This window comes from Ruegeria sp. YTSC106, assembly GCF_059609765.1.
Genome location: NZ_JBXWMI010000003.1, coordinates 119,896 through 140,513 on the forward strand (window position 1 = coordinate 119,896; position 20,618 = coordinate 140,513).

The 20,618-nt window shown below is 58.5% G+C and carries 17 protein-coding genes; 12 read left to right on the forward strand and 5 right to left on the reverse strand.

Features of this window, described 5'->3' with window-relative positions; translation table 11 throughout:
- Positions 1-4 precede the first annotated feature (4 nt).
- The 4 genes from AC2FEB_RS04980 (at position 5) to AC2FEB_RS04995 (ending at position 5,295) form a co-directional block, all read left to right on the forward strand.
- Positions 5-1,249, forward strand: a complete 1,245-nt coding sequence (locus AC2FEB_RS04980) for a sarcosine oxidase subunit beta family protein (protein WP_496883892.1) — start codon at positions 5-7, stop codon at positions 1,247-1,249.
- A 75-nt stretch (positions 1,250-1,324) separates the two neighbouring features.
- Positions 1,325-1,654 (forward strand): sarcosine oxidase subunit delta, encoded by a 330-nt coding sequence (locus AC2FEB_RS04985; protein WP_117868552.1) that lies wholly within the window; start codon positions 1,325-1,327, stop codon positions 1,652-1,654.
- Between the two features lie 67 nt (positions 1,655-1,721).
- On the forward strand, positions 1,722-4,736 hold the full coding sequence (locus tag AC2FEB_RS04990) for a sarcosine oxidase subunit alpha family protein (RefSeq protein WP_496671497.1): 3,015 nt from the start codon (positions 1,722-1,724) through the stop codon (positions 4,734-4,736).
- Entirely contained in the window at positions 4,729-5,295 is a 567-nt protein-coding gene (locus AC2FEB_RS04995) for a sarcosine oxidase subunit gamma (RefSeq protein WP_496671494.1), read from the forward strand. Before AC2FEB_RS04990 ends, AC2FEB_RS04995 begins: the two co-directional genes overlap by 8 nt.
- 39 nt (positions 5,296-5,334) lie before the next feature.
- Here the strand turns inward: AC2FEB_RS04995 and AC2FEB_RS05000 are convergent, their stop codons facing one another.
- Both AC2FEB_RS05000 and AC2FEB_RS05005 read right to left on the reverse strand, forming a co-directional pair.
- Positions 5,335-5,766 (reverse strand): hypothetical protein, encoded by a 432-nt coding sequence (locus tag AC2FEB_RS05000; RefSeq protein ID WP_496671491.1) that lies wholly within the window; start codon positions 5,764-5,766, stop codon positions 5,335-5,337.
- 63 nt (positions 5,767-5,829) lie between these two features.
- Entirely contained in the window at positions 5,830-6,591 is a 762-nt protein-coding gene (locus tag AC2FEB_RS05005) for an FkbM family methyltransferase (RefSeq protein WP_496671488.1), read from the reverse strand.
- A gap of 100 nt (positions 6,592-6,691) precedes the next feature.
- Between AC2FEB_RS05005 and AC2FEB_RS05010 the strand changes: the two genes are divergently transcribed.
- The 3 genes from AC2FEB_RS05010 to AC2FEB_RS05020 all read left to right on the forward strand — a co-directional run bounded on the left by AC2FEB_RS05010 (position 6,692) and on the right by AC2FEB_RS05020 (position 8,855).
- Positions 6,692-7,291, forward strand: a complete 600-nt coding sequence (locus tag AC2FEB_RS05010) for a superoxide dismutase (RefSeq protein ID WP_113789565.1) — start codon at positions 6,692-6,694, stop codon at positions 7,289-7,291.
- Between the two features lie 4 nt (positions 7,292-7,295).
- Positions 7,296-8,174 carry a metallophosphoesterase gene (locus tag AC2FEB_RS05015; protein WP_496671485.1) on the forward strand — a complete coding sequence of 293 codons (879 nt, stop codon included), beginning with the start codon at positions 7,296-7,298 and terminating at the stop codon, positions 8,172-8,174.
- A gap of 219 nt (positions 8,175-8,393) precedes the next feature.
- Positions 8,394-8,855 (forward strand): baeRF12 domain-containing protein, encoded by a 462-nt coding sequence (locus AC2FEB_RS05020; RefSeq protein WP_496671483.1) that lies wholly within the window; start codon positions 8,394-8,396, stop codon positions 8,853-8,855.
- Between the two features lie 43 nt (positions 8,856-8,898).
- Here the strand turns inward: AC2FEB_RS05020 and AC2FEB_RS05025 are convergent, their stop codons facing one another.
- A complete protein-coding gene (locus tag AC2FEB_RS05025) occupies positions 8,899-9,450 on the reverse strand; it encodes an LOG family protein (protein ID WP_117868559.1) in 552 nt (183 codons plus the stop codon).
- 127 nt (positions 9,451-9,577) lie between these two features.
- Here AC2FEB_RS05025 and AC2FEB_RS05030 point away from each other — a divergent pair, with 127 nt between their 5' ends.
- The 3 genes from AC2FEB_RS05030 to AC2FEB_RS05040 all read left to right on the forward strand — a co-directional run bounded on the left by AC2FEB_RS05030 (position 9,578) and on the right by AC2FEB_RS05040 (position 13,292).
- Positions 9,578-10,957, forward strand: coding sequence for a LysM peptidoglycan-binding domain-containing protein (locus AC2FEB_RS05030; protein ID WP_496671479.1), 1,380 nt, complete (start codon positions 9,578-9,580; stop codon positions 10,955-10,957).
- A 74-nt stretch (positions 10,958-11,031) separates the two neighbouring features.
- Complete coding sequence (locus AC2FEB_RS05035) at positions 11,032-12,837, forward strand: ABCB family ABC transporter ATP-binding protein/permease (RefSeq protein WP_496671648.1); 1,806 nt, start codon at positions 11,032-11,034, stop codon at positions 12,835-12,837.
- Positions 12,838-12,905: 68 nt separating this feature from the next.
- Positions 12,906-13,292 carry a DUF2147 domain-containing protein gene (locus AC2FEB_RS05040; RefSeq protein WP_496671477.1) on the forward strand — a complete coding sequence of 129 codons (387 nt, stop codon included), beginning with the start codon at positions 12,906-12,908 and terminating at the stop codon, positions 13,290-13,292.
- Positions 13,293-13,336: 44 nt separating this feature from the next.
- Here AC2FEB_RS05040 and AC2FEB_RS05045 read toward each other — a convergent pair whose 3' ends face one another.
- Positions 13,337-17,125, reverse strand: coding sequence for an efflux RND transporter permease subunit (locus tag AC2FEB_RS05045; RefSeq protein WP_496671474.1), 3,789 nt, complete (start codon positions 17,123-17,125; stop codon positions 13,337-13,339).
- Positions 17,122-18,348: an efflux RND transporter periplasmic adaptor subunit gene (locus tag AC2FEB_RS05050; RefSeq protein ID WP_496671471.1), complete on the reverse strand. Its 1,227-nt coding sequence runs from the start codon at positions 18,346-18,348 to the stop codon at positions 17,122-17,124. The genes AC2FEB_RS05045 and AC2FEB_RS05050 overlap by 4 nt, the downstream gene beginning before the upstream one ends.
- 226 nt (positions 18,349-18,574) lie before the next feature.
- Here AC2FEB_RS05050 and AC2FEB_RS05055 point away from each other — a divergent pair, with 226 nt between their 5' ends.
- A complete protein-coding gene (locus tag AC2FEB_RS05055) occupies positions 18,575-19,246 on the forward strand; it encodes a hypothetical protein (protein WP_299894231.1) in 672 nt (223 codons plus the stop codon).
- Between the two features lie 46 nt (positions 19,247-19,292).
- Entirely contained in the window at positions 19,293-20,615 is a 1,323-nt protein-coding gene (locus AC2FEB_RS05060) for a PQQ-like beta-propeller repeat protein (RefSeq protein WP_117868566.1), read from the forward strand.
- Positions 20,616-20,618 lie beyond the last annotated feature (3 nt).

The following is a 20,618-nucleotide window of genomic DNA, read 5'->3' on the forward strand; positions in this document are numbered from 1 at the left end:
GCACATGAAACACTATTCAGCCTTTGCTGTGGCGCGGGAAGCTCTGCGCTATCACACCGGATGGGAGCGCGCCTGGCGCTCACCCGAACCCAAGAAGCGTTATGACGTCATCATCGTTGGTGCTGGCGGTCATGGTCTGGCGACCGCGTATTACCTTGGTAAGAACTACGGTATTCAGAATGTCGCGGTTATCGAAAAAGGCTGGCTGGGCGGTGGCAACACCGGCCGCAACACGACGATCATCCGCTCGAACTACCTGCAGGACCCGTCTGCCGCAATCTACGAGAAAGCGCGCAGCCTCTACGAGGACCTGAGCCAGGAGCTGAACTACAACATCATGTTCAGCCCGCGCGGTGTCATCATGTTGGCGCAGACCCAGCACGAGATCCGCGGCTATCAGCGAACGGCCCATGCCAACGCCCTGCAAGGCGTAAAGACTGAATGGATCGGTCCCGAACGCGTCAAGCAACTGGTGCCTATCATCAACCTGGAGGGCCCCCGGTATCCTGTTCTGGGCGGCCTTTGGCAGGAACGCGGGGGCACTGCGCGCCATGATGCGGTGGCGTGGGGCTATGCGCGTGCCTGTTCGGCGATGGGTATGGATATCATCCAGCAATGCGAAGTCACCGGTATACGCTCGGATAAAGGTCGCGTCGTCGGGGTCGACACCACCAAGGGTGCCATCGATTGTGACAAGCTGGGCATCGTCGTCGCGGGCCATTCGGGTCAGTTGGCCGAGATGGCGGGCTTCCGTCTGCCGCTGGAAGCCGTTGCGTTGCAGGCGCTGGTATCGGAGCCCATCAAACCCTGCATGGATGTGGTTGTGATGGCCAACACCGTGCACGGCTACATGTCTCAGTCCGACAAGGGCGAGATGGTGATCGGCGGGGGAACCGACGGGTTCAACAACTTCACGCAGCGCGGGTCTTTCCATCATATTGAGGAAACGGTGCGGGCGCTTGTCGAAACCTTCCCAATGATTTCGCGCCTGAAGATGCTGCGTCAGTGGGGCGGGATCGTGGACATGACCGGTGACCGCTCGCCCATCCTGTCGAAAACGTCTTTGCAGGGCTGCTATATCAATGGCGGCTGGGGCACCGGTGGCTTCAAGGCGATTCCGGGCTCGGGCTGGGGGATGGCGCAGTTGATGGCCACGGGACATTCACCGCTGACCGAAGCCTTCTCGCTGGACCGCTTCAAAGAGGGCCGCTTCATTGACGAAAGCGTCGCCGCCGGGGTGGCACACTAAGGGGGGTCCCCAAGGTGCCAGAAAACAGAATTCAGGTCGGCCCCCGCGCCGACCGACCGCCAAAAGGATGACAACATGCTAATCCTGAATTGCCCCTATTGCGGCGTAGACGCCGAAGAAACCGAACTGGCCGCTGGTGGTGAGGCGCATCTGAAGCGTTTCGGCCCGGGCTCGTCCGAAGACGAGTTCCACGACTACCTGTTCATGCGTGAAAACCCGAAGGGTGTTCACTTTGAACGCTGGCGGCACGCCAATGGCTGCGGCAAGTGGTTCCACGCCGCTCGCTGCACGCAGACACTCGAAGTGTTCGGCACCTATTCCGCGCAGGTCACCGAGCCGCCGCAAGACATCAAGGATGCCATCACCGCTAAACGGCCCGGCTGGACGTGGAGAGAGTTCTCCTGATGCTTCATCTTTTCAAAAATACTCCCGCCGGAGGCTTTGACGCCTCCACATGCGAAAGGTCAGCGACATGAGCACCCGTCTCGCAAAACAAGGCCGGCTGATTGACCGGTCGAAGAAAGTTACATTTACCTTTAACGGCACTTCTATGCAGGGCTACGAAGGCGATACGCTCGCCTCAGCGCTGCTGGCCAACGATCAGATGATGATGGGCCGGTCGTTCAAGTACCACCGCCCCCGCGGAGTTGTCGCCAGCGGCGCGGAAGAGCCGAACGCCCTTGTCGGTCTGGGACAGGGCAACCGGTTCGAGCCGAACCAGCGCGCCACGACGACCGAGTTGTTCAACGGCTTGACCGCAATTTCACAGAACCATTGGCCAAGCCTTGAACATGATATCGGCGCGGTTAACACGGCGTTTGCCAGGTTCCTGCCGGCCGGATTCTACTACAAGACCTTCATCCACCCCAAGCCCTTCTGGAAACACGTCTACGAACCTTTCATCCGGCAGTCGGCGGGATTGGGCAAGGCGCCCGACAAGGACAACCGGGATGCCGACACTTATGAGCACTTCTACGCCTTTACAGATATTTTGGTGATTGGTGGTGGTGTGGCTGGTTTGCAGGCGGCCAAGGCGGCGGCACAATCCGGTGCGAAGGTTCTGCTGATCGAGCAGACCGCGCATTGGGGCGGTCGCGCTCCGGTTGACGGAGGCACCGTCAATGGTGAGCCTGTGGATAAGTTCGTGGAACAATTGGTTTCCGAACTCGAAACAATGGACAACGTTATTATGCGCACACGTTGCATGGGAGCGGGTGTTTACGATCATGGTTATGTGTTGGGATACGAACGTCTGACGGACCACACGCCGGGTGTGCAGGGCCCGCGCCACCGCTTGTGGCGTATTCGTGCCAAGCAAATTGTGACGGCAACAGGTGCAATTGAAAGACCAATGTCCTTTGCTGGCAACGATGTTCCGGGTGTGATGCTGGCTTCGGCCATGCGCGATTATGTCGTGAACTGGGGGGTGACTCCGGGGGATCGTGTCATCGTCGCCACCAACAATGATGACGCTTACCGCACCGCGATTATCTTGAAACAGGCAGGTGTGGATGTTTTGCGTATTGTTGACGCACGGGCAACGGCTGGACCTTTGGCGGAAGAAGCCCGCCAGTTGGGTATCCGCGTCGATCCGGGCAAGGCCATTGCCAAAGTCAAAGGCGGCAAGCGCGTCAAAAAGGTTGCCATCTGCAATCAGGAAGGTGTCGGCGGCGCGCGTGAAGAGGTTGAGGCGGATGCGGTCGCCATGTCTGGTGGCTGGTCTCCGGTCGTGCACATGTGGTCCCATTGCGGAGGCAAGCTGATCTGGGACGACGCGAACGCGCATTTCCGGCCAGATCCTGAGCGTCCACCGCTGGGGGCCGACGGTAAGGGGTTCGTTGTTGCTGCTGGCGCGTCCAACGGTCCTCTGGCGTTGCAAGATGTACTGACAGACGCCCATGTCGCCGGTAAGGCCGCTGCCAAGGCGGCTGGCTTCAAACCCAAGAACACCAAGGCGCCCGCAGGTGAGACAACCGTCGAAGCGCCGATGGAAGCAGTTTGGCTCATGCCGGCAAATGCAGAAGTTCAATTGCGCATGAAGTCCTGGCTGGACTTCCAGAACGACGTCAAAGTTTCAGACGTCCAACTGGCTGCGCGCGAAGGGTATGAAAGCGTCGAACACACCAAGCGCTACACCACGCTGGGTATGGCAACTGATCAGGGTAAATTGAGCAACATCAACGGATTGGCAATCCTTGCTGATGCGCTGGAATCCGAAATCCCCAAGGTTGGCACAACGACCTTCCGCCCGCCCTATACGCCTATCTCGATGGGTGCGATCGGCGGTGAGGCACGGGGTGAGGTCTTTCAGCCAATCCGTCAGACACCGATGCACAACTGGCACGACAGGAACGGCGCCGACTGGGAGCCGGTTGGCCATTGGCGCCGTGCCTATGCCTATGTCCGCCCCGGTGAGTCTGTGCACGACGCGGTCAATCGCGAGGTCAAGAACACCCGCGAAAACCTCGGCCTGCTGGATGCCTCGACGTTGGGCAAACTGATCGTCAAAGGCCCGGATGCCGGCAAGTTCCTGGACATGATGTACACCAACATGATGTCCACGCTGAAAGTCGGCAAGTGTCGCTATGGTCTTATGTGTTCGGAAAACGGCTTTCTGATTGACGACGGCGTTGTCGCCCGAATCGACGAGGACTCATGGCTGTGCCACACGACTACCGGCGGAGCCGAGCGCATCCATGGTCATATGGAAGAATGGCTTCAGACGGAATGGTGGGACTGGAAAGTCTATGTTGCCAACGTGACCGAGCAATACGCGCAGGTCGCCGTGGTTGGCCCCAACGCCCGCAAGGTGCTGGAGAAGCTGGGCGGCATGGATGTCAGCAAAGAGGCGCTGCCCTTCATGGAATGGCGCGATGGCAAGATCGGAGACTTCGTTTGCCGGGCCTACCGCATTTCGTTCTCGGGCGAGTTGTCGTACGAAATCGCCGTGCCCGCAAGTCATGGTCAGGCGTTCTGGGATGCCCTGATGGAGGCAGGTAAAGAATTCGGCGTCATGCCGTACGGAACCGAATGCCTGCACATCCTGCGGGCCGAGAAGGGCTTTATCATGATCGGCGACGAGACCGACGGCACCGTGATCCCGCAGGATCTGGGGCTGCACTGGGCGCTTTCGAAAAAGAAAGAGGACTATCTGGGCAAACGCGCCCATTCCCGCAGCCACATGGCGGATCCCGAGCGTTGGAAACTGGTCGGTCTCGAGACTGTGGATGGATCGGTTCTGCCGGATGGTGCTTACGCGGTGGGCGAGGGCGTCAATGCCAACGGTCAGCGCAATATGATCGGCCGCGTGACGTCGACATATTACTCGGCCAACCTCGACAAGGGTATCGCCATGGGGCTGATCAAACACGGTCCCGACCGCATGGGCGAGATCGTCGAGTTCCCGGGCACCGACGGCAAATCCTACAAAGCCAAGATCGTGGACCCGATCTTCTATGACAAGGACGGGGAGAAGCAGAATGTCTGAACCCATCAGCGCATTGAACCACGCAAGCTATTCCGGCATCGCCAAGATCGAGGAATGCGGTCTTCAGGGTATGATCACGCTGCGCGGCGACTTGTCCGACAAGGTGCTGGCCAAGGCTGTCAAGGATGCAACCGGCCAGAAAGTGCCCGGTCAGCGCGAGGCGCTGGTCAAGGGCGATACCGGCGTGGCTTGGATGTCGACGGACGAGTTGCTGGTGCTGGTGCCATACGCAGAGGTCGACGCCAAACTGGCCGACATGGTTAGTGCCCTGAGTGGCACCCACGCTTTGGCGGTCAACGTCTCGGATGCCCGCGCCGTCTTCTGTATCTCTGGTGCCAGCGCCCGCGAAGTTCTGGGTAAGGTTGCACCTGTCGATCTGTCGGCGGATGCTTTCCAGCCTGGCCAAATCCGCCGCTCACGTCTGGCGCAAGTGGCAGGTGCTTTCTGGATGGACGATGAACAGACCTTCCGGGTGGTCTGCTTCCGCTCGGCTGCGGATTACGTCTTCAAACTGCTCAAGGTTGCGGCGCAACCTGGCAGTGAGGTCGGGATCTACTGAAAGAAAAGAAGAATGCCCCGGTTCTACCGGGGCATTTTCTCATTTTACGGTGGAGCAGGTCCCGACCCCAAAGGGCTTGTTCGCAAAATTTCCCTGAACAAATGCCATGCGAATGGCGACTGTGTTGTCGGATGGTTTCAGGTTCGCTTGATATCGAACGCGGGCATTGCCACCGGCGACCATTTTTTGATCGAGGTTCCAGATAACACGATACCCCTTGGCACCGCGGTCTTTGAATTTTGCTTTGGCCCAATCTTGGTACGACGTTGCGGCCATCGCCGAAGCTGTGGCGGGGTCAATCCGGAAAGCATACTCTGGCGCAATCCAGCCATGGGCGTCTTGCTTGGTCATCTTGCAATGATAGGTAACTGTTTCTGCCGTAGCGGTTTGTGCAAGCACTGCGGCGGTGACAATCAGGAAAAGTCTTTTCATTTTATCCGGTTGGCTGTGATTTTTGATGTACACACTCAAAGTGATACATCTCAGAGATGCAAGCAGGACTTCGCGTAAGCGAAGAAAAAGTCGCCTGACGTTCTACCCATGCATGAGAATGGTGTGAAAACGGTTCAGGCCGTCTTTGGTCAGCAAGTCCGAAACCTTGAGAGGGTGCGCTTTGTCGTCCGACAGCCCCGTGTAAAACCCCAGTTCATCCATCAAAGCGCTGACACGTTCGTGCCTCTCGTTTTCCGGCAGCAATGGTGCGTGAAGCGACAGAAGCAGGGCAGGCCGCCGTTCCCTCAGCCACGCGGACAGAGTGGGTGCAACAATAAATTCCGCCCCTTCGATGTCCATTTTGACCAGCGAAACCCGTGACAGGTCGTTTGTCTTTTCGAATTGATCCCAGGCGATCGTCAGCGCATCCGATCCATGTGCGCCGTCGTGCAGAAGTGAGCTGGTGGAATCTCCGGGCTCACCGCGCACAGAGGCCATGCGTGCCACCCCAAACCGATCTGACAGGGCGACTCCGAATGCCGAGACGTTCTGAACGTCATTCAGTTCAAGGTTCCATGCCAGGTGCCGGAACGCGGTCGGGTCAGGCTCAAAACACCAGACATGCCGTGCCCTGCGTGCACCGTACAACACCGTCGGGCCAATCCACGCTCCGATATCCAGATAGTCGCTTTGCGGGGACAGGAACCGGTCAAGCACTGCAAATGTTTTAGGTTCCCAAGCGCCCGCAGTGGCTTTGCGCCAGAATTTCGAATGATACGGGTCCAGACGAAAGGGCTCGCCGTTCAGATTGCCCGCATAATATCCGCGGGCGCGATAGAACATCTTGCGCACCTGTGTCAGCATCGCCTGCCTCCGGGTTTTCTTGTCTCGCCCCTTGACCTGCGGCGGTAGCCAAAGCATTTAACCTTGGGAACCGCAACTTACATTTAAACAGGGGGCCGACATGGCTTTTGAACTTCCTGATCTTCCTTATGCACATGACGCGCTGGCAGCCAAGGGTATGTCCGCGGAAACGTTGGAATATCACCACGACCTGCACCACAAGGCCTATGTCGACAACGGCAACAAGCTGATCGCCGGCACCGAATGGGACGGCAAGTCGCTGGAAGAGATCATCGTTGGCACCTACGACGCGAACGCTGTTGCACAGAACGGCATCTTCAACAACATCAGCCAGCTGTGGAACCACAACCAGTTCTGGGAAATGATGGGGCCCGGCGGCAACGCAATGCCCGGTGAGCTGGAAAAAGCTCTGACAGAAAGCTTTGGTTCGGTTGACGAATTCAAATCGCAGTTCAGCGCCGCTGGTGCTGGTCAGTTCGGTTCGGGATGGGCGTGGCTGGTCAAGAATGCAGATGGCTCGCTGGCAGTAACCAAAACCGAGAACGGTGTTAACCCGCTTTGTTTTGGTCAGACCGCGCTGCTGGGTTGCGATGTTTGGGAGCACAGCTATTACATCGATTTCCGCAACAAGCGCCCGGCTTACCTGTCGAACTTCCTCGACAATCTGGTGAACTGGGAAAACGTCGCATCACGGATGTAATGAATTGAACCGACGCCGGTTCATAAAGGGCCTGCTGGCGGTGACGCTGGCAGGCCTTGTTACGGCCGCCTACGGGTTCGTCATTGAACCCGCAGTGCGGTTGCGCGTGCGCAAATGGCGCATTCAGCGGGACGACTGGACGGCGCCGCCGCTCAGAATCGCCGTACTGTCCGATTTGCATGTCGGCGAACCCTATGTCGGCCTGAACCGCGTAAAGCAGGTGGTCCGCCGAACCAATGCGCTGGCTCCGGACGTGATCCTTCTGCTGGGTGATTTCTTTGCAAGCCACAAAGCTGTCTCGGACGCGGTGAAGATGCAGGACCTGGCACCCGTGCTTGCCGGGCTTGAGGCGAAGAATGGTGTCTTTGCCGTGCTGGGCAATCACGACTGGTGGGATGACAGGACGGCACAGCTGCGCGGATCCGGGCCCAATCGCTACGCCGAAATCCTGGAACAGAATGGCATTTCGGTGTTGTCCAATACTGCCATTAAGCTCGAAACTCCGGGCATCTGGCTGGCCGGGCTTGAGGATCAGCTTGCGATCTGGCGCAAAGGCAAACCACAGGGATTGGACGATCTGCCAGGTACTTTGGAGCAGATCACCGATGACGCTCCGGTTGTGATGATGGCGCATGAGCCCGATGTTTTCCCCACTGTGCCCGAGCGGGTGGCCTTGACCCTTTCGGGGCACACACATGGTGGCCAGGTGCGCCTGTTCGGCTGGTCGCCCGTTGTGCCGTCGAAATTCGGCAACCGGTATGCCTATGGCCATATACGCGAAGATGGGCGTGATCTGGTCGTGTCGGGCGGTATCGGATGTTCACTCCTGCCGGTTCGTCTGGGCGTGACGCCCGAAATCACCGTTGTCGAGATGTCCGCCTAAAGGGTTGATGACCGGACGGTGAAAACCCGCCGATACGCGCCCTTTTTTCATGACGGTATCTTGTTTGCTGCTCTCCAAAGCACATCTTTGTAAGGCGGAGGGAGAGAACCGCATATCACTTCAATCAATGATCGGGCTGCGCACTGTGCGTGCGCCAACGAACCCGCATGTCCGGCAGGTCGAGGGATACCCAGAACACAACCTAATCAGGAGATCGCAATGGTCGCACTTACACAGGGAACTTGGGTTATTGTTGCAGATGGAGAGAAAGCGCTGGTGATGGAGAATATCACCGATGCCGACGATCCCAACCTTGTCGTCGTTGCTGTCGAAGAACAAGACGGTCCGACCGGGAAACCGGCCGACCGCGCAGGTCGTCGCAACGACGGCGGACCAAATCAGAAATCGGCAGTTGAAGAACCCACGTGGAAGGCACACGCAAAATCTCTGTTTGTGCAGGATCTGGCGAATCTGTTGAATCGCAAGGGGCTGAAAGGGGCCTATGACCGGCTGGTTCTGGTGGCCAGCCCTCAGGTTCTGGGTCTGTTGCGGCGTCGGTTGCACAGCGAAGTGCTTGGAAAGGTCGTGGCAGAGGTCAACAAGACCATTACCAATCATCCTTTGCACAAAGTCGAGCAAGTGGTGCGCCACAGTCTGCAACCCAAGGCCAGACTGGCCTGATCAATACGGCGGGCGGTTCAACCGCCCGCACGGTTTTCCATCGTCAGGTCAGTTTGTCCCGCAAGGCGACCATGGCTGTATCGGCGTCTTCAACCCAGGTGATGAAATTCGCCAGAGACGCGTCGGCAAAGCCTTGCCCGATCACCTGGTCCAACAATGTGTGCAACGCGTCCCAATACCCATTCACATTGACCACGACGATGGGTTTGTCATGCAGTCCAAGCTGGCGCCAGGTTAGCGCCTCGAACAGCTCGTCCAGCGACCCCGGACCGCCGGGCAGAACAACGACGGCATCAGCGTTCATGATCATGACCTTCTTGCGCTCGTGCATTGTCTCGGTGATCACGAAATGGGTCAGATCCGTTTTTCCGACCTCACGTTTGGCCAGGTGCACTGGAATGACGCCGAAGGTTTCACCTCCGGCATTCTGTGCGGCACGGGCCACTTCACCCATCAAACCGACATCTCCGGCTCCGTAGACCAGCCGCCAGCCTTCCTGCGCCAGTAGGCTGCCAAACTGTCGGGCAGTTTCAGAATAAGCCTTCTTGGCTCCATTGCGTGACCCGCAATACACACAGATTGATTTCTGAGACATTAAAGGGGGGCTCCGGGGTTGTGTCAGGGGTTTTGACCCGTGATAGCGGGATTGATAGGTTGGCTCAACTGTCCGCCGGAAAGCTTTTCAACGCAAAGCTTTTGCCAGGCGGAGTGAAAGGAAAATAATGGACGCCAAATCGGGAAACGGAAGCTCGGGCAATTTCATCTGGGGGGTGATTGCGGGTCTTGTTGCGATATTGGGCGCGGGTGGATTGTATCTGTCCGGCGTCTTCACCAAAGCGCCCGAGCCGAGCGCCCCGCAGGAAACCGCATCCGCCGTAGCCCCGGAACCTGAAGAGCAGGAGGCGCAGGTTTCGGAACCGGAAGCGGCTGAACAGGCGGCTCCCGCTGACAAAGAGCCCACGACCGAGCCTGCCGAGGACACAAGTGAAGCTGCCGAAGCCGTCTCTGACGCGGATACTGCCGCTGCAACGTCGGAAGATACCGTGCCCGAGCCAGCGGCCCCTCCGGTGCTGGATCAGATATTTGTTGAAGCGGATGGCACGGCGCTGTTGTCCGGCGATGCAGAGCCCGGAAGCCGGATCGAGGTGCTGCTGAACGGAGAACCCCTGCACACATTTACCGTAGACAGCAGCGGTCAGTTTGCCGAATTTGTTTCGATCCCTTTCAGCGACGCGGCTCAGGGGCTGGTTCTGCAAAGCTCGGATGGGTCGCGGACGACGCAATCCGACGACTACCTGATTGCGGCCTTGCCACAACCGGTCGAAGAGGCACCCGTTACTGAAGAAGCTCCTGCATCGGATCAGGGCGCGCCTGCAGATGCCGCGGAAACCATTAACGCGGTTGTCGATGTTGAAGCTGAGACTGAGTCTGACACCAAGGTTCAAACAGCAGAACCTGAACCGGCTGATCCCGAAACCAAGGTGCCGGAAGCCGAGGAAACGCAAACCGCCGACTTGCCGGCAAAGGCACCCGAACCGGATCAGCAGATTGCGGTGCTGCGGTCGAGCGAAGAAGGTGTTGAACTGGTACAGCCTCCTGTGGTGCGGGATACGCCCCCCGATCAGATCGCACTGGATACAATCGGATATTCTGATACCGGAAATGTCCAGTTGACTGGACGTGTGCAGGACGGCGCAGCCGTTCGACTTTATCTGAACAATCGTCTGATCGCCGATCTCGACCCGCAAGAGGATGGATCCTGGCGCAGCGATCTGGAGGGAATTGATCCGGGTGTCTACACCCTGCGCGTGGATGCGGTGAATACGGAAGGGACGGTGCTCAGCCGGGTTGAAACTCCGTTCAAGCGGGAACCGGCCGAGGTGCTGGATGCCGCAATAGCAGCCAACCAGACCAATGCGCAGGGGGGGGCACCGGTAATCCGTTCCGTCACGGTTCAACAGGGTGACACGCTGTGGGCCATCTCGCGCGACCGGTTTGGCGACGGCGTCCTGTATGTGCGGCTGTTCGAGGCCAATCGCGATCTGATCCGTGATCCGGATCTGATTTATCCGGGGCAGATCTTCACTATACCTGAACAATAATCGCCTCTGGCCCAAAAGGGCCGGGGGCAAATCTCTGACCGCAGATAAGGTACGTGATGAGACGAACACCTGCTATGACCTCGGACGATATGGTGCGGAGTGACGAGCGAAGCTCGGGCTGGCGCACGATCCGCAAAGTGACCCCCTATCTTTGGCCGCAGGATGAGCCATGGGTAAAGCGCCGCGTGGTGATTGCCATGGTCATGCTGGTGCTGGCCAAGCTGATCGCGGTCTACACGCCGATCCTCTACAAGGGTGCGGTTGATGCGTTGGCAGGTGAGGGTGTGCCACCGGTGGCGCTGGGCGCAGTCGGACTGACGGTCGCTTACGGCGTGGCCCGGATGTTGACTGTGGGATTCCAACAGCTGCGAGACGCAGCCTTTGCCCCTGTGGGGCAAAGGGCCTTGCGGGCGCTGGCGCTCGAGACCTTTCAGCATATTCACAACCTCTCGATGCGTTACCACGTGTCCCGCCGTACCGGAGGTCTGAGCCGCATCATCGAACGGGGCGTCAAGGGGGTCGAGTTCCTGTTGCGCTTTCTGCTGTTCTCGATCGGGCCACTGATCCTGGAGCTGCTGCTGGTTGCGATCATCCTGATGTGGCTGTTCGATGTCTGGTATCTGGTGGTCGTCGCCGTCACCATTGGTCTGTATATCTGGTTCACCTTTGCCGTGACAGAATGGCGGGTGAAGCTTCGGCGCGAGATGAACGATCAGGACACCGAAGCCAATCAGCGTGCTATCGACAGCTTGCTGAATTTCGAAACCGTCAAGTATTTCAACGCCGAAGCCCGCGAAGCTAAACGGTATGATGTGTCAATGAAAGCTTATGCCGAGGCGGCACTGAAAACGGCTTACTCACTGGCGTTTCTGAACTTTGGCCAGTCTTTCCTGATCACCTGTGGTCTGATCGGAGTGATGGTTCTAGCTGCCGTCGGTGTTCAGAGCGGAAACCTGACCGTAGGCGATTTTGTCATGGTCAACGCCTACATGATCCAGATCACCGTACCCCTGAATTTTCTGGGGACGGTCTATCGGGAAATCCGGCAATCGTTGGTCGATATGGGGCAGATGTTTGATCTGCTCGAACAGCCTGCCGAAGTTACCGACAAGCCCTGTGCGCCCAATCTGAAGGTAAATGGCGGCGAAGTCACGCTGGACGATGTGCATTTCGGCTACGATCCGGAGAGGGAGATCCTCAAGGGTGTTTCATTGACCGTCCCGGCGGGTCAGACCGTAGCCATCGTGGGGGCAACGGGGTCGGGCAAGTCCACCATCGGGCGGCTGTTGTTTCGGTTCTACGATGTGACCAAAGGGGCGTTGAAGATCGACGGGCAGGATGTGCGGGATGTGACACAGACCAGCTTGCACGCGGCCATCGGAGTCGTGCCGCAGGACACGGTATTGTTCAACGACAGCATCCGGTACAACATTGCCTATGGCCGCGATGGAGCCACCCCGGAAGAGGTCGAGGACGCAGCCCGAGCCGCACAGATCCACGACTTCATCACCTCGCTGCCCGGCGGCTATGACACTATGGTGGGTGAGCGGGGGCTCAAACTCTCCGGCGGTGAAAAACAACGTGTGGGCATCGCGCGGACCTTGCTCAAGAACCCGCCGATCCTGTTGCTGGACGAGGCGACCTCGGCCCTGGACACCGATACCGAGCAGGACATCAAGGATGCACTGGCGCGCGCAGGAGAGGGGCGTACGGTTATCACCATCGCCCATCGCCTCAGCACCATTGCCGAAGCTGATCGGATCGTGGTTCTGGAAGCCGGCGAGATCATCGAACAGGGCACGCATGACGAGTTGCTGGCGCAGTCCGGGCGGTATGCGCAACTGTGGAACCGGCAGCAATCAGATGGGGAAGCAGCCTGAGGACCCAAACATTGTGAGAACGTGGTAGGATGCAACGAACTAGGAGGGCGCCTGCCATGATGAACCGAATGAAATCACGACTGTCGGCTATTGCGATTACGACCTGTCTGCCAGTCGTTTTGGCCGCCGATCCCATCGTGGGTGTCTGGAAGACTGAGCCTGACCGCAAAAACCTGATCTCGCACATCAAAATCACGGCATGTGGGGATAAGTTCTGTGGTCAGATTCTTTCGGCCTATGACGCGTCTGGCAAGGAAGTCCAGACGCCGAATATTGGCAAAAAACTGTTCTGGGATGTGACCGGTGAAAGCGGTGGAAAATACGGCGGGGGCGAGTTCTGGGTCCCGTTGATCGACGTGGATGCCGTGCCACAAATGACGTTGCAAGGGGACAAGTTGTCGGTCAAAGGATGCGAACACGAGATTTGCGCGCATCAGACATGGTCTCGATTGTGATGACGACCAATGAAAAAGGACCGGTTATACCGGTCCTTCTCGTCTTATTCAGCGGCTTTCAGCGGCGGGCCAGAAGGGTGATCAGACTGATCTGATCGTCTGCCCTGTTCTGGTCTTGCGGAATGCGACTCGTCCTCCCAGACAATTTCGGTGGCTTGTATCTGACGGGCAGAACGTCCGATCGCCATATCCTGCGCGATCTGGCTGGAGCGACCGGCAGTCACACGGGCCAGAACGCGGCTGAGCCAGATAGCATAGGTTGTCACCCAGACCCGCAGTGCCAGAAGAGATGGGGTTACGATTAGCGTCAGGACAGTTGCGATGCCCAGACCAAACACCACTGCCGTTGCCAGCTGTTTCCACCACAGGGCGGTGGGGCTGTCGATCGAATAGCCGCCATTGATGAAGTCCAGCGACAAGCCGAACATCATCGGCGTCAGACCGGCCATCGTTGTCAATGTGGTCAGCAAAACCGGACGGATACGCGATTCCGCGGTGCGGATGATCGCCTCGATCCGGGGCATATAGCTGCTGTATTCCTGATAAGTATCGATCAGAACGATATTGTTGTTCACCACGATACCAGCCAACGCCACGATGCCGGTTCCGGTCATGATGATCGAGAAGGGCTGTTCCATCACGATCATGCCGATCAAAACCCCGGTGGTCGACAGAATGACCGCCAGCAGAACCAGAACCGAGTTGTAGAACGAGTTGAACTGCGCCAGCAGGATCACGAACATCAGCCCCAGGGCACCCATGAACGCGTTCACAAGGAAAGCACCGGATTCTTCCTGCTCTTCCTGATCACCGGTCCATTCCCAGCTGATCGCGCTGGCGAACGGGCCGGTGTCCAGCCATTCCGTAAGAACCGCAATACGTTCGTTCGGGTTTATCAGCGAGAACTGAGCGTCACCGTCTTCAATTGCGCTGCGCAGCTGATCGACGCTTTCTGCGCCGGTCAGTTGCACCAATTCGTACGACTTTCCGCCCGCAGCGTTCAACACAGTGCCAGTAGCTGTGTAGCCTTCCGCCACTTCACGCATGACGGCCAGCCTTACGGGGTGCCCATCGGGGCCTTCGATCACGACCTTGCTCAGCCCCGGTTCGACATCCGCTTTGACGTCATAGTATCGCTGCTGGTCGACGCGGTTGATCTCGGCCAGTTTGGCCACGGGCTTACGCGTCACGAAGTTGGACAAAGGCACCAAACCGTCCGGCGTGCGGACCTTGAGTGCATCCAGCGTCGACAGAACGCGGTCTTCTTCCGGCAAACGAACGCGAATTTCGATTTCTTCATCATTGCTGTCCGGGCGCATTTCGCCCAGAAGGATGCCGCGCGTGACCAACTGAACCATGGCACCAACAGTAGCCACATCAGCACCGAACCGACCGGCCTTGGCGACGTCCACGTCGATCTGCCAGTCGATACCGGGCAGGGGCAGGGTGTCTTCGGTCTTGATCAGGCCCGGCGTGGTGTCGAAGACCTCGCGGGCGGTGATCGCTGCCGCGGTCAGGTCTTCCCATCCGTCACCCTTGATGCGCAGATGCACAGGCTTGGCCGAAGCAGGGCCCTGCTCCAAGGGCAAAATCTCAACGATGATGCCGGGTATCGTCGCAAGTTGGGCATTCAGCTCATCAATTACGAAATCGCCATCATATTCGGGGGCAACGAAGTGCCGCTCGAACAAGCCCCATAGGGCGGATTCCGAGATGTTGGGTCGATCCTCCCACGGGATGATTTCGAACTGAACCCGGCCCACTGTGTCGGCCGGAGCCTGAGCGCCACCGTTATTCTGGTTCAGGCCGCCTTCGCCCGCAAAGGCAAAGACATTTATGACCGCGGGATGAGATCCGATGATCTCTTCGGCCTGAAGAACCATCGCGTCTTTTTCCGCCAAGGACAGGTTCCCGCGAGCACGAACATATGCGGTGGCCTGTTCAGGTTCGCTTTCCACGAAGAATTCAACACCTCGGGATTCCTGGGGGAACCAGACGAATGTCACGAAATACACCGCAGAGAAAACAACCAACAGAGAGACAATAGGCATGATCGGGTTGCCGACCAGAAACCGGATCACATGGCCAAACGCAGTGTGTTCGTCCGCAGTGTGAACATGGTCATCTTCGGCGCGTTCAATTTTCGCCGCGCTCAGGGTTACGGACCCGGCAAACGCCCCGAACAGGAACAACAGTGCGCCGGCGATCGAGCCACCGGGCAGCAGGTAGTTTGGGTTAAGGACCTGCATCGCGCCGAGAAAGATCATGTACAGCGACGGCGGCACCATCAACACCCGTACCCACCATGGCGTGCGGGCCCGCAACCAGACTGAGGACCGGTCGAAGATGCGGCTTAGCCGACCGGAAACACCGCCCATGACAGGCAGATAGATCAGCGCCACAATCAGTGAAGCCGACAGAACGAAGATCAGCGTCACCGGCAGCATTCCCATGAACTCGCCAGGAATACCGGGCCAAAACAACATGGGCAGGAACGCACACAGCGTCGTCGCGGTCGAGGACACGATGGGCCAGAACATGCGCTGGGCGGCCTCGACATAGGCATGCATCGGGCCGACGCCTTCCTTGATGCGTTTGTCGGCGTATTCCACAACCACGATGGCGCCATCCACCAGCATCCCCACAGCGAGGATGAGGCCGAACATCACGATGTTGGAAATGCTTACGCCCATGACGGCGAGAAACGCAAAACACAGCAGGAACGAGGTCGGGATCGCAAATCCGACCAGCAGGGCGGCCCGCGTGCCCAGCGAGGCAAGAACCACGATCATCACCAGCGCGATTGCAGTCAGAACCGAGCCTTCAAGCTGGCTGACCATCGAGCCGACGATGCGGCTCTGGTCGTTCGATGTACCCAGGTCAACCGCCGCCTGAAGCTCGGGCGGCCATTTGGTCTTTGCGTTAGCTATAGTCTCTTTCACCTGCGCGACGGTGTCGATCAGGTTATATCCCTTGCGTTTGACCACCTGCAGCGCAACGGTCGATTCACCGTTGAAACGGGCCGTGCCTTCACGGTCTTCAAAGGTGTAATTGATCTGCGCCAACTCACCCAATGTAACGACCCGGTCACCATTGACCTTGATCGGCAGGCCATAAACATCCTGTGCGGTTTTGAAAGACGACGGAATCTTGACCGAGAATGTGCCCTGTGCGGTTTCAACCTCACCGGCCGCGATCAACTGGTTGTTGTTCCGCACCACGTTGATCAGTTCGTCCGCTGTCACGTTGTACGCCTCAAGCCGCAGCGGGTCGATCACAACCTCGAGCATCTCGTCGCGATTGCCTGCGATGCCGGCTTCGAGAACGGAGTCCAGAGCCTCAAGATCGTCCTGCAGATCCTTGGCGACACGGGCCATCGTGCGTTCGGGAACGGAACCGGTCAGGTTCACGATGACGATCGGGAATTCGGAAAAGTTGATCTCAGTCAGGGAATATTGTTCTGCGCCTTCGGGGAAGTCCGCCTGAGCTGTGTTCATCGCGTCACGCACGTCCGCCATGATCGCGGTTTTATCCCAACCGAAGTCAAATTCCAGCGCGACCCCTGCATAGTTTTCGGCAGCGGTCGAGGTCATTTCCTTGAGCCCGTCGAGATCCGCCAGTTCGGTCTCCATCGGCTTGATCAGCAGGTTTTCAGAATCCTCCGCGGAAATTCCGGGAAACTGCACTGATACAAACAGGGCAGGGATTTCGATATCCGGCTCGCCTTCTTTTGGAAGCGAGACATAGGCAAATCCGCCTATAACGAGCGAGATGGCGATAAATGCCAATACCATTCGGGCCCGATCAGCAGCCCATGCGACAACGCCTGTCATTGGGATGCTTCCCGATAGGTCGGCGCAACGGTTACACCGCGTGTCACGAATTCCTGACCGACAACAATAATATCCGTCGTTTCGGGAAGGCCGTCGATCCACACGCCCTCTGCCGTGTCACGCAGAATGCGCACGGGCATGAAATCGACGACATTGCCGGCACCGACCGTACGGACGCCCAATTGACCTTCGTTGCTCAGGGTCAGTGCGGATTGAGGCAGCAGGTGCGCCTTGGTGCCCTCTGCCGCGATGCGAATGGTCGCGGTCTGACCGTCGCGAATGGTCAGATCCGGGTTCGGAACCGTGATTTCAACTTCGAAGGTGCGTGTTGTCTCATCCGCCGAGCGGCTAAGAAAGGTGACGCGGCCGCCAAGCTGCCGACCGGTGACCAGTGTTGCCGACGCCTCGGACCCCACCTGAACACGGTTGACCTCGGTTTCTGGAACATACCCGACCAGTTTGATCGGATCGAGCTGAATAACAGTCGCGCACAGGGACCCGGGCTGCATCAGGCTGCCCAATTCGGCGGTGTCGCTTTCCAGCAGACCCTTGAATGGGGCTTTGATGGTCAGGCGGCCAACCTCTCGCTGCGCGGCTTCGACAGCCGCTGCGGCGGCTTCGATTCCGGCCCGTGTGGCCTCCAGTCCGGCTTCTGCCGATTTAACACCTGCCTTGGCCGTGCTCATCGCAGCCTCGCTGGAAATCCGGCGGGTTTCCGAAGCAAACCCGGTTTCCGCAAGCTTGCGCGAAGCGGTCAGGTTGATTTCGGCCTCGGCCACAAGGGCGTGCGCCTCTAGCAAACGGGCTTCAGCCTCGGGGATGCGGCTTTCAGCTTCCAGTTTGCCAGCCAGGGCTTCGGCCAGTTGTGCCGGGCGCGTGCCGGGGTCGAGTTCACATAGGACATCCCCTGCCTCTACAAACGTGCCTTTGCGCTTGGGCTCCGAGATGACCGTGGACGTGGTTTCAGACAGAACTTCTACCTGCCGGTTCGCCTTCGTTTGTCCACGCAGCAGGACCGCGCTGTCAATTTCGCGCGCCTGCGAACGCAGGGCGACTACGCCAACGGCAGTAAAATCGGTATCGTCGGTTTCAATGGCTTCTGTCTGCGCCGCTTCTTCTGTGTCTCCTCGTCCGGCGAAGGCGAACAAAGAGTCACGCTCAAAAACAAGATAATAAAGCGCAACAATAACCAGAAGGGCGTTGATGAAAGAAATCAAACGCATACAGTATTTCTCCTAGAATTCGGTGCCAACAATAGCGGGCCTGTCTCGCTATGAAATGGGGCGTCGGCCGTGTAATTTCTACACTAAACTGAATAGTTCGGTTTAGTTTTTTTCGCAAGAGTGAAGCCAAGCCGTGAAAATGTGCAAAATCGGGCCCTTGGCTTGGCGTTGGTGCCGGGGTATGACATGGCGCACTTATGCAAGACACACAGCCCAGGGGGCAGGAATGAGCGACACCGACAGTTTCATTGATGAGGTCACGGAAGAAGTGCGCCGCGACCGGATGTATCTGCTGCTGCGCCGCTGGGGCTGGGTTGGTGTGGCGGCCGTCGTGCTGATTGTTGGCGGAGCGGCGTTCAACGAGTACCGAAAGTCCCGCGACATGGCGCAGGCGCAGGATCTGGGTGACTCGATTCTGGCCGCATTGTCGGAAAACGATTCAGATGCTCGGGCGGCCGGGTTGCGGGATATCGAGGCAAAGTCGCCGGGCGGGGATGCAGTATTGAAGATGCTGCTGTCTGCGTCGCAGGTAGAGGCCGGATCGCGCGACGAGGCGGTCAACAGCCTGAACGCGGTTGCCATGCAGGGGGACCTGCCCGAGATTTATCGCGCGATCGCAAGCTTCAAGGCGCTGTTATTGCAAAGCGACACCCTGCCTGCTGCCGACCGTCGGCAACAGTTTGAGGCGCTGGCTGCGCCCGGTGCGCCCTTGCGTCTGCTGGCCGAAGAGCAACTGGCCCTGATTGACGTGTCCGAGGGCAATGTCGATGCAGCACTGGACCGCTTGCAAGCGCTGCGTCAGGACGCCGAGGTTGGTATCGATCTGCAACAGCGTGCGGCCCAGCTGATAGTCGCTTTGGGCGGCGAACCCGAGCCACTTGTGGCGCAACGGGGCTGACCAGGCGGGACAGAAAAGACTTAATGACAGGCGAGTTCGGAACACCATGGTAACAAGACATTTTTTCCGCGCGGGATTGCCGGTTGCGGCACTGGCTTTGACCGCATTGACCGCCTGTGAACCTCCCGAAGCGATTTTGCCCGGAGAACGTGAAGACATCCGTCCGGCATCTGATCTGGAAACGGTGGAAAAGAGCGGCTCTCAGCCCATTAACCTGCCGTCTCAAAAGGCGAACGCCAGCTGGCCGCAAAGCCCGGGGACGGCTGCTTACCGAACCACGAATGCGGCCCTGCGTGCCACGCCGCAGCGGATCTGGTCCGCTTCCATCGGGCAGGGCGACTCGCGCAAGCAACGGATCACCGCCGAACCAGTGGTTGCGGGAGGGTTGATCTATACGCTGGATGCGGGGGCGACCGTGTCAGCGGTTACACCGCAGGGCCAGTTGGCCTGGGATACCGACCTGATTCCGCCAAGCGACGGCGATGCAGACGCCACAGGGGGGGGCATGGCCTATTCGGACGGTGTTCTCTATGTATCGTCCGGGTTTGGGCGACTGACCGCACTGGACGCAAAAACGGGGGCAGTGCGCTGGCAGAAGCGACTGGATGCAACCGGGAGCGGCGCTCCGATGGTCAATAACGGGCTGTTGTACCTGGTAGCGGGTGACGAAACCGGTTGGACCATCAATGCCAAGGATGGCAAAATTGCCTGGCAAATCGAAGGCACGCCCAGCGTCGGTAACGTTCTGGGCGCACCGGCACCGGTGATCGCTTCGGACCTGGCAGTGTTTGCATTTGGGTCCGGTGATGTTGCAGCCACCTTCCGCCGTGGCGGAATCCGTCGCTGGAATGCTTCGGTCGCAGGAGGACGGCGGGGACGGGCAGCCGCGCAAATCGTCGACGTGACCGGCAGTCCGATGGTTGTCGGAGACACAATTTTTATCGGCAACCATTCTGGCCGGACCGTAGCCTTTGACGCTGCCACGGGTGAACGCCGCTGGACCGCTGATGAGGGCGCGGTTGACACTGTCTGGCCCGCAGGCAACAGCATTTTCCTAATCAGTGATCGCAGTCAGCTGGTGCGCTTGAACGCGGCGGATGGCTCGGTCGTGTGGGCGCAGGATCTGCCAAGCTTTGTCAAGGACAAGCGAGGCCGACGCGGACCGATCTTTGCACATTACGGTCCGATCCTGGCCGGAGGCCGTATTGTGATTGCGTCCAATGACGGGTATCTGCGCTTCTTCAATCCGGTTAACGGAGCACTGGTTCACCAGGTCGAAGTCCCCGGAGGCGCAACAACGGCGCCGGTTGTCGCCGGGCAAACGCTGTATGTCGTTTCCTCCAAGGGTGATCTACACGCTTTCCGTTGACGG

Bases quoted from the DNA above. Each gene is read 5' to 3' on its own strand.
- AC2FEB_RS05040 (WP_496671477.1), top strand. From the start codon at position 12,906: ATGAAATCACGACTGTCGGCTATTGCGATTACGACCTGTCTGCCAGTC.
- AC2FEB_RS05045 (WP_496671474.1), bottom strand. From the start codon at position 17,125: ATGACAGGCGTTGTCGCATGGGCTGCTGATCGGGCCCGAATGGTATTG.
- AC2FEB_RS05025 (WP_117868559.1), bottom strand. From the start codon at position 9,450: ATGTCTCAGAAATCAATCTGTGTGTATTGCGGGTCACGCAATGGAGCC.
- AC2FEB_RS05020 (WP_496671483.1), top strand. From the start codon at position 8,394: ATGGTCGCACTTACACAGGGAACTTGGGTTATTGTTGCAGATGGAGAG.
- AC2FEB_RS05050 (WP_496671471.1), bottom strand. From the start codon at position 18,348: ATGCGTTTGATTTCTTTCATCAACGCCCTTCTGGTTATTGTTGCGCTT.
- AC2FEB_RS04985 (WP_117868552.1), top strand. From the start codon at position 1,325: ATGCTAATCCTGAATTGCCCCTATTGCGGCGTAGACGCCGAAGAAACC.
- AC2FEB_RS05060 (WP_117868566.1), top strand. From the start codon at position 19,293: ATGGTAACAAGACATTTTTTCCGCGCGGGATTGCCGGTTGCGGCACTG.
- AC2FEB_RS05030 (WP_496671479.1), top strand. From the start codon at position 9,578: ATGGACGCCAAATCGGGAAACGGAAGCTCGGGCAATTTCATCTGGGGG.
- AC2FEB_RS05055 (WP_299894231.1), top strand. From the start codon at position 18,575: ATGAGCGACACCGACAGTTTCATTGATGAGGTCACGGAAGAAGTGCGC.
- AC2FEB_RS04990 (WP_496671497.1), top strand. From the start codon at position 1,722: ATGAGCACCCGTCTCGCAAAACAAGGCCGGCTGATTGACCGGTCGAAG.
- AC2FEB_RS04995 (WP_496671494.1), top strand. From the start codon at position 4,729: ATGTCTGAACCCATCAGCGCATTGAACCACGCAAGCTATTCCGGCATC.
- AC2FEB_RS05005 (WP_496671488.1), bottom strand. From the start codon at position 6,591: ATGCTGACACAGGTGCGCAAGATGTTCTATCGCGCCCGCGGATATTAT.
- AC2FEB_RS05035 (WP_496671648.1), top strand. From the start codon at position 11,032: ATGACCTCGGACGATATGGTGCGGAGTGACGAGCGAAGCTCGGGCTGG.
- AC2FEB_RS05010 (WP_113789565.1), top strand. From the start codon at position 6,692: ATGGCTTTTGAACTTCCTGATCTTCCTTATGCACATGACGCGCTGGCA.
- AC2FEB_RS04980 (WP_496883892.1), top strand. From the start codon at position 5: ATGAAACACTATTCAGCCTTTGCTGTGGCGCGGGAAGCTCTGCGCTAT.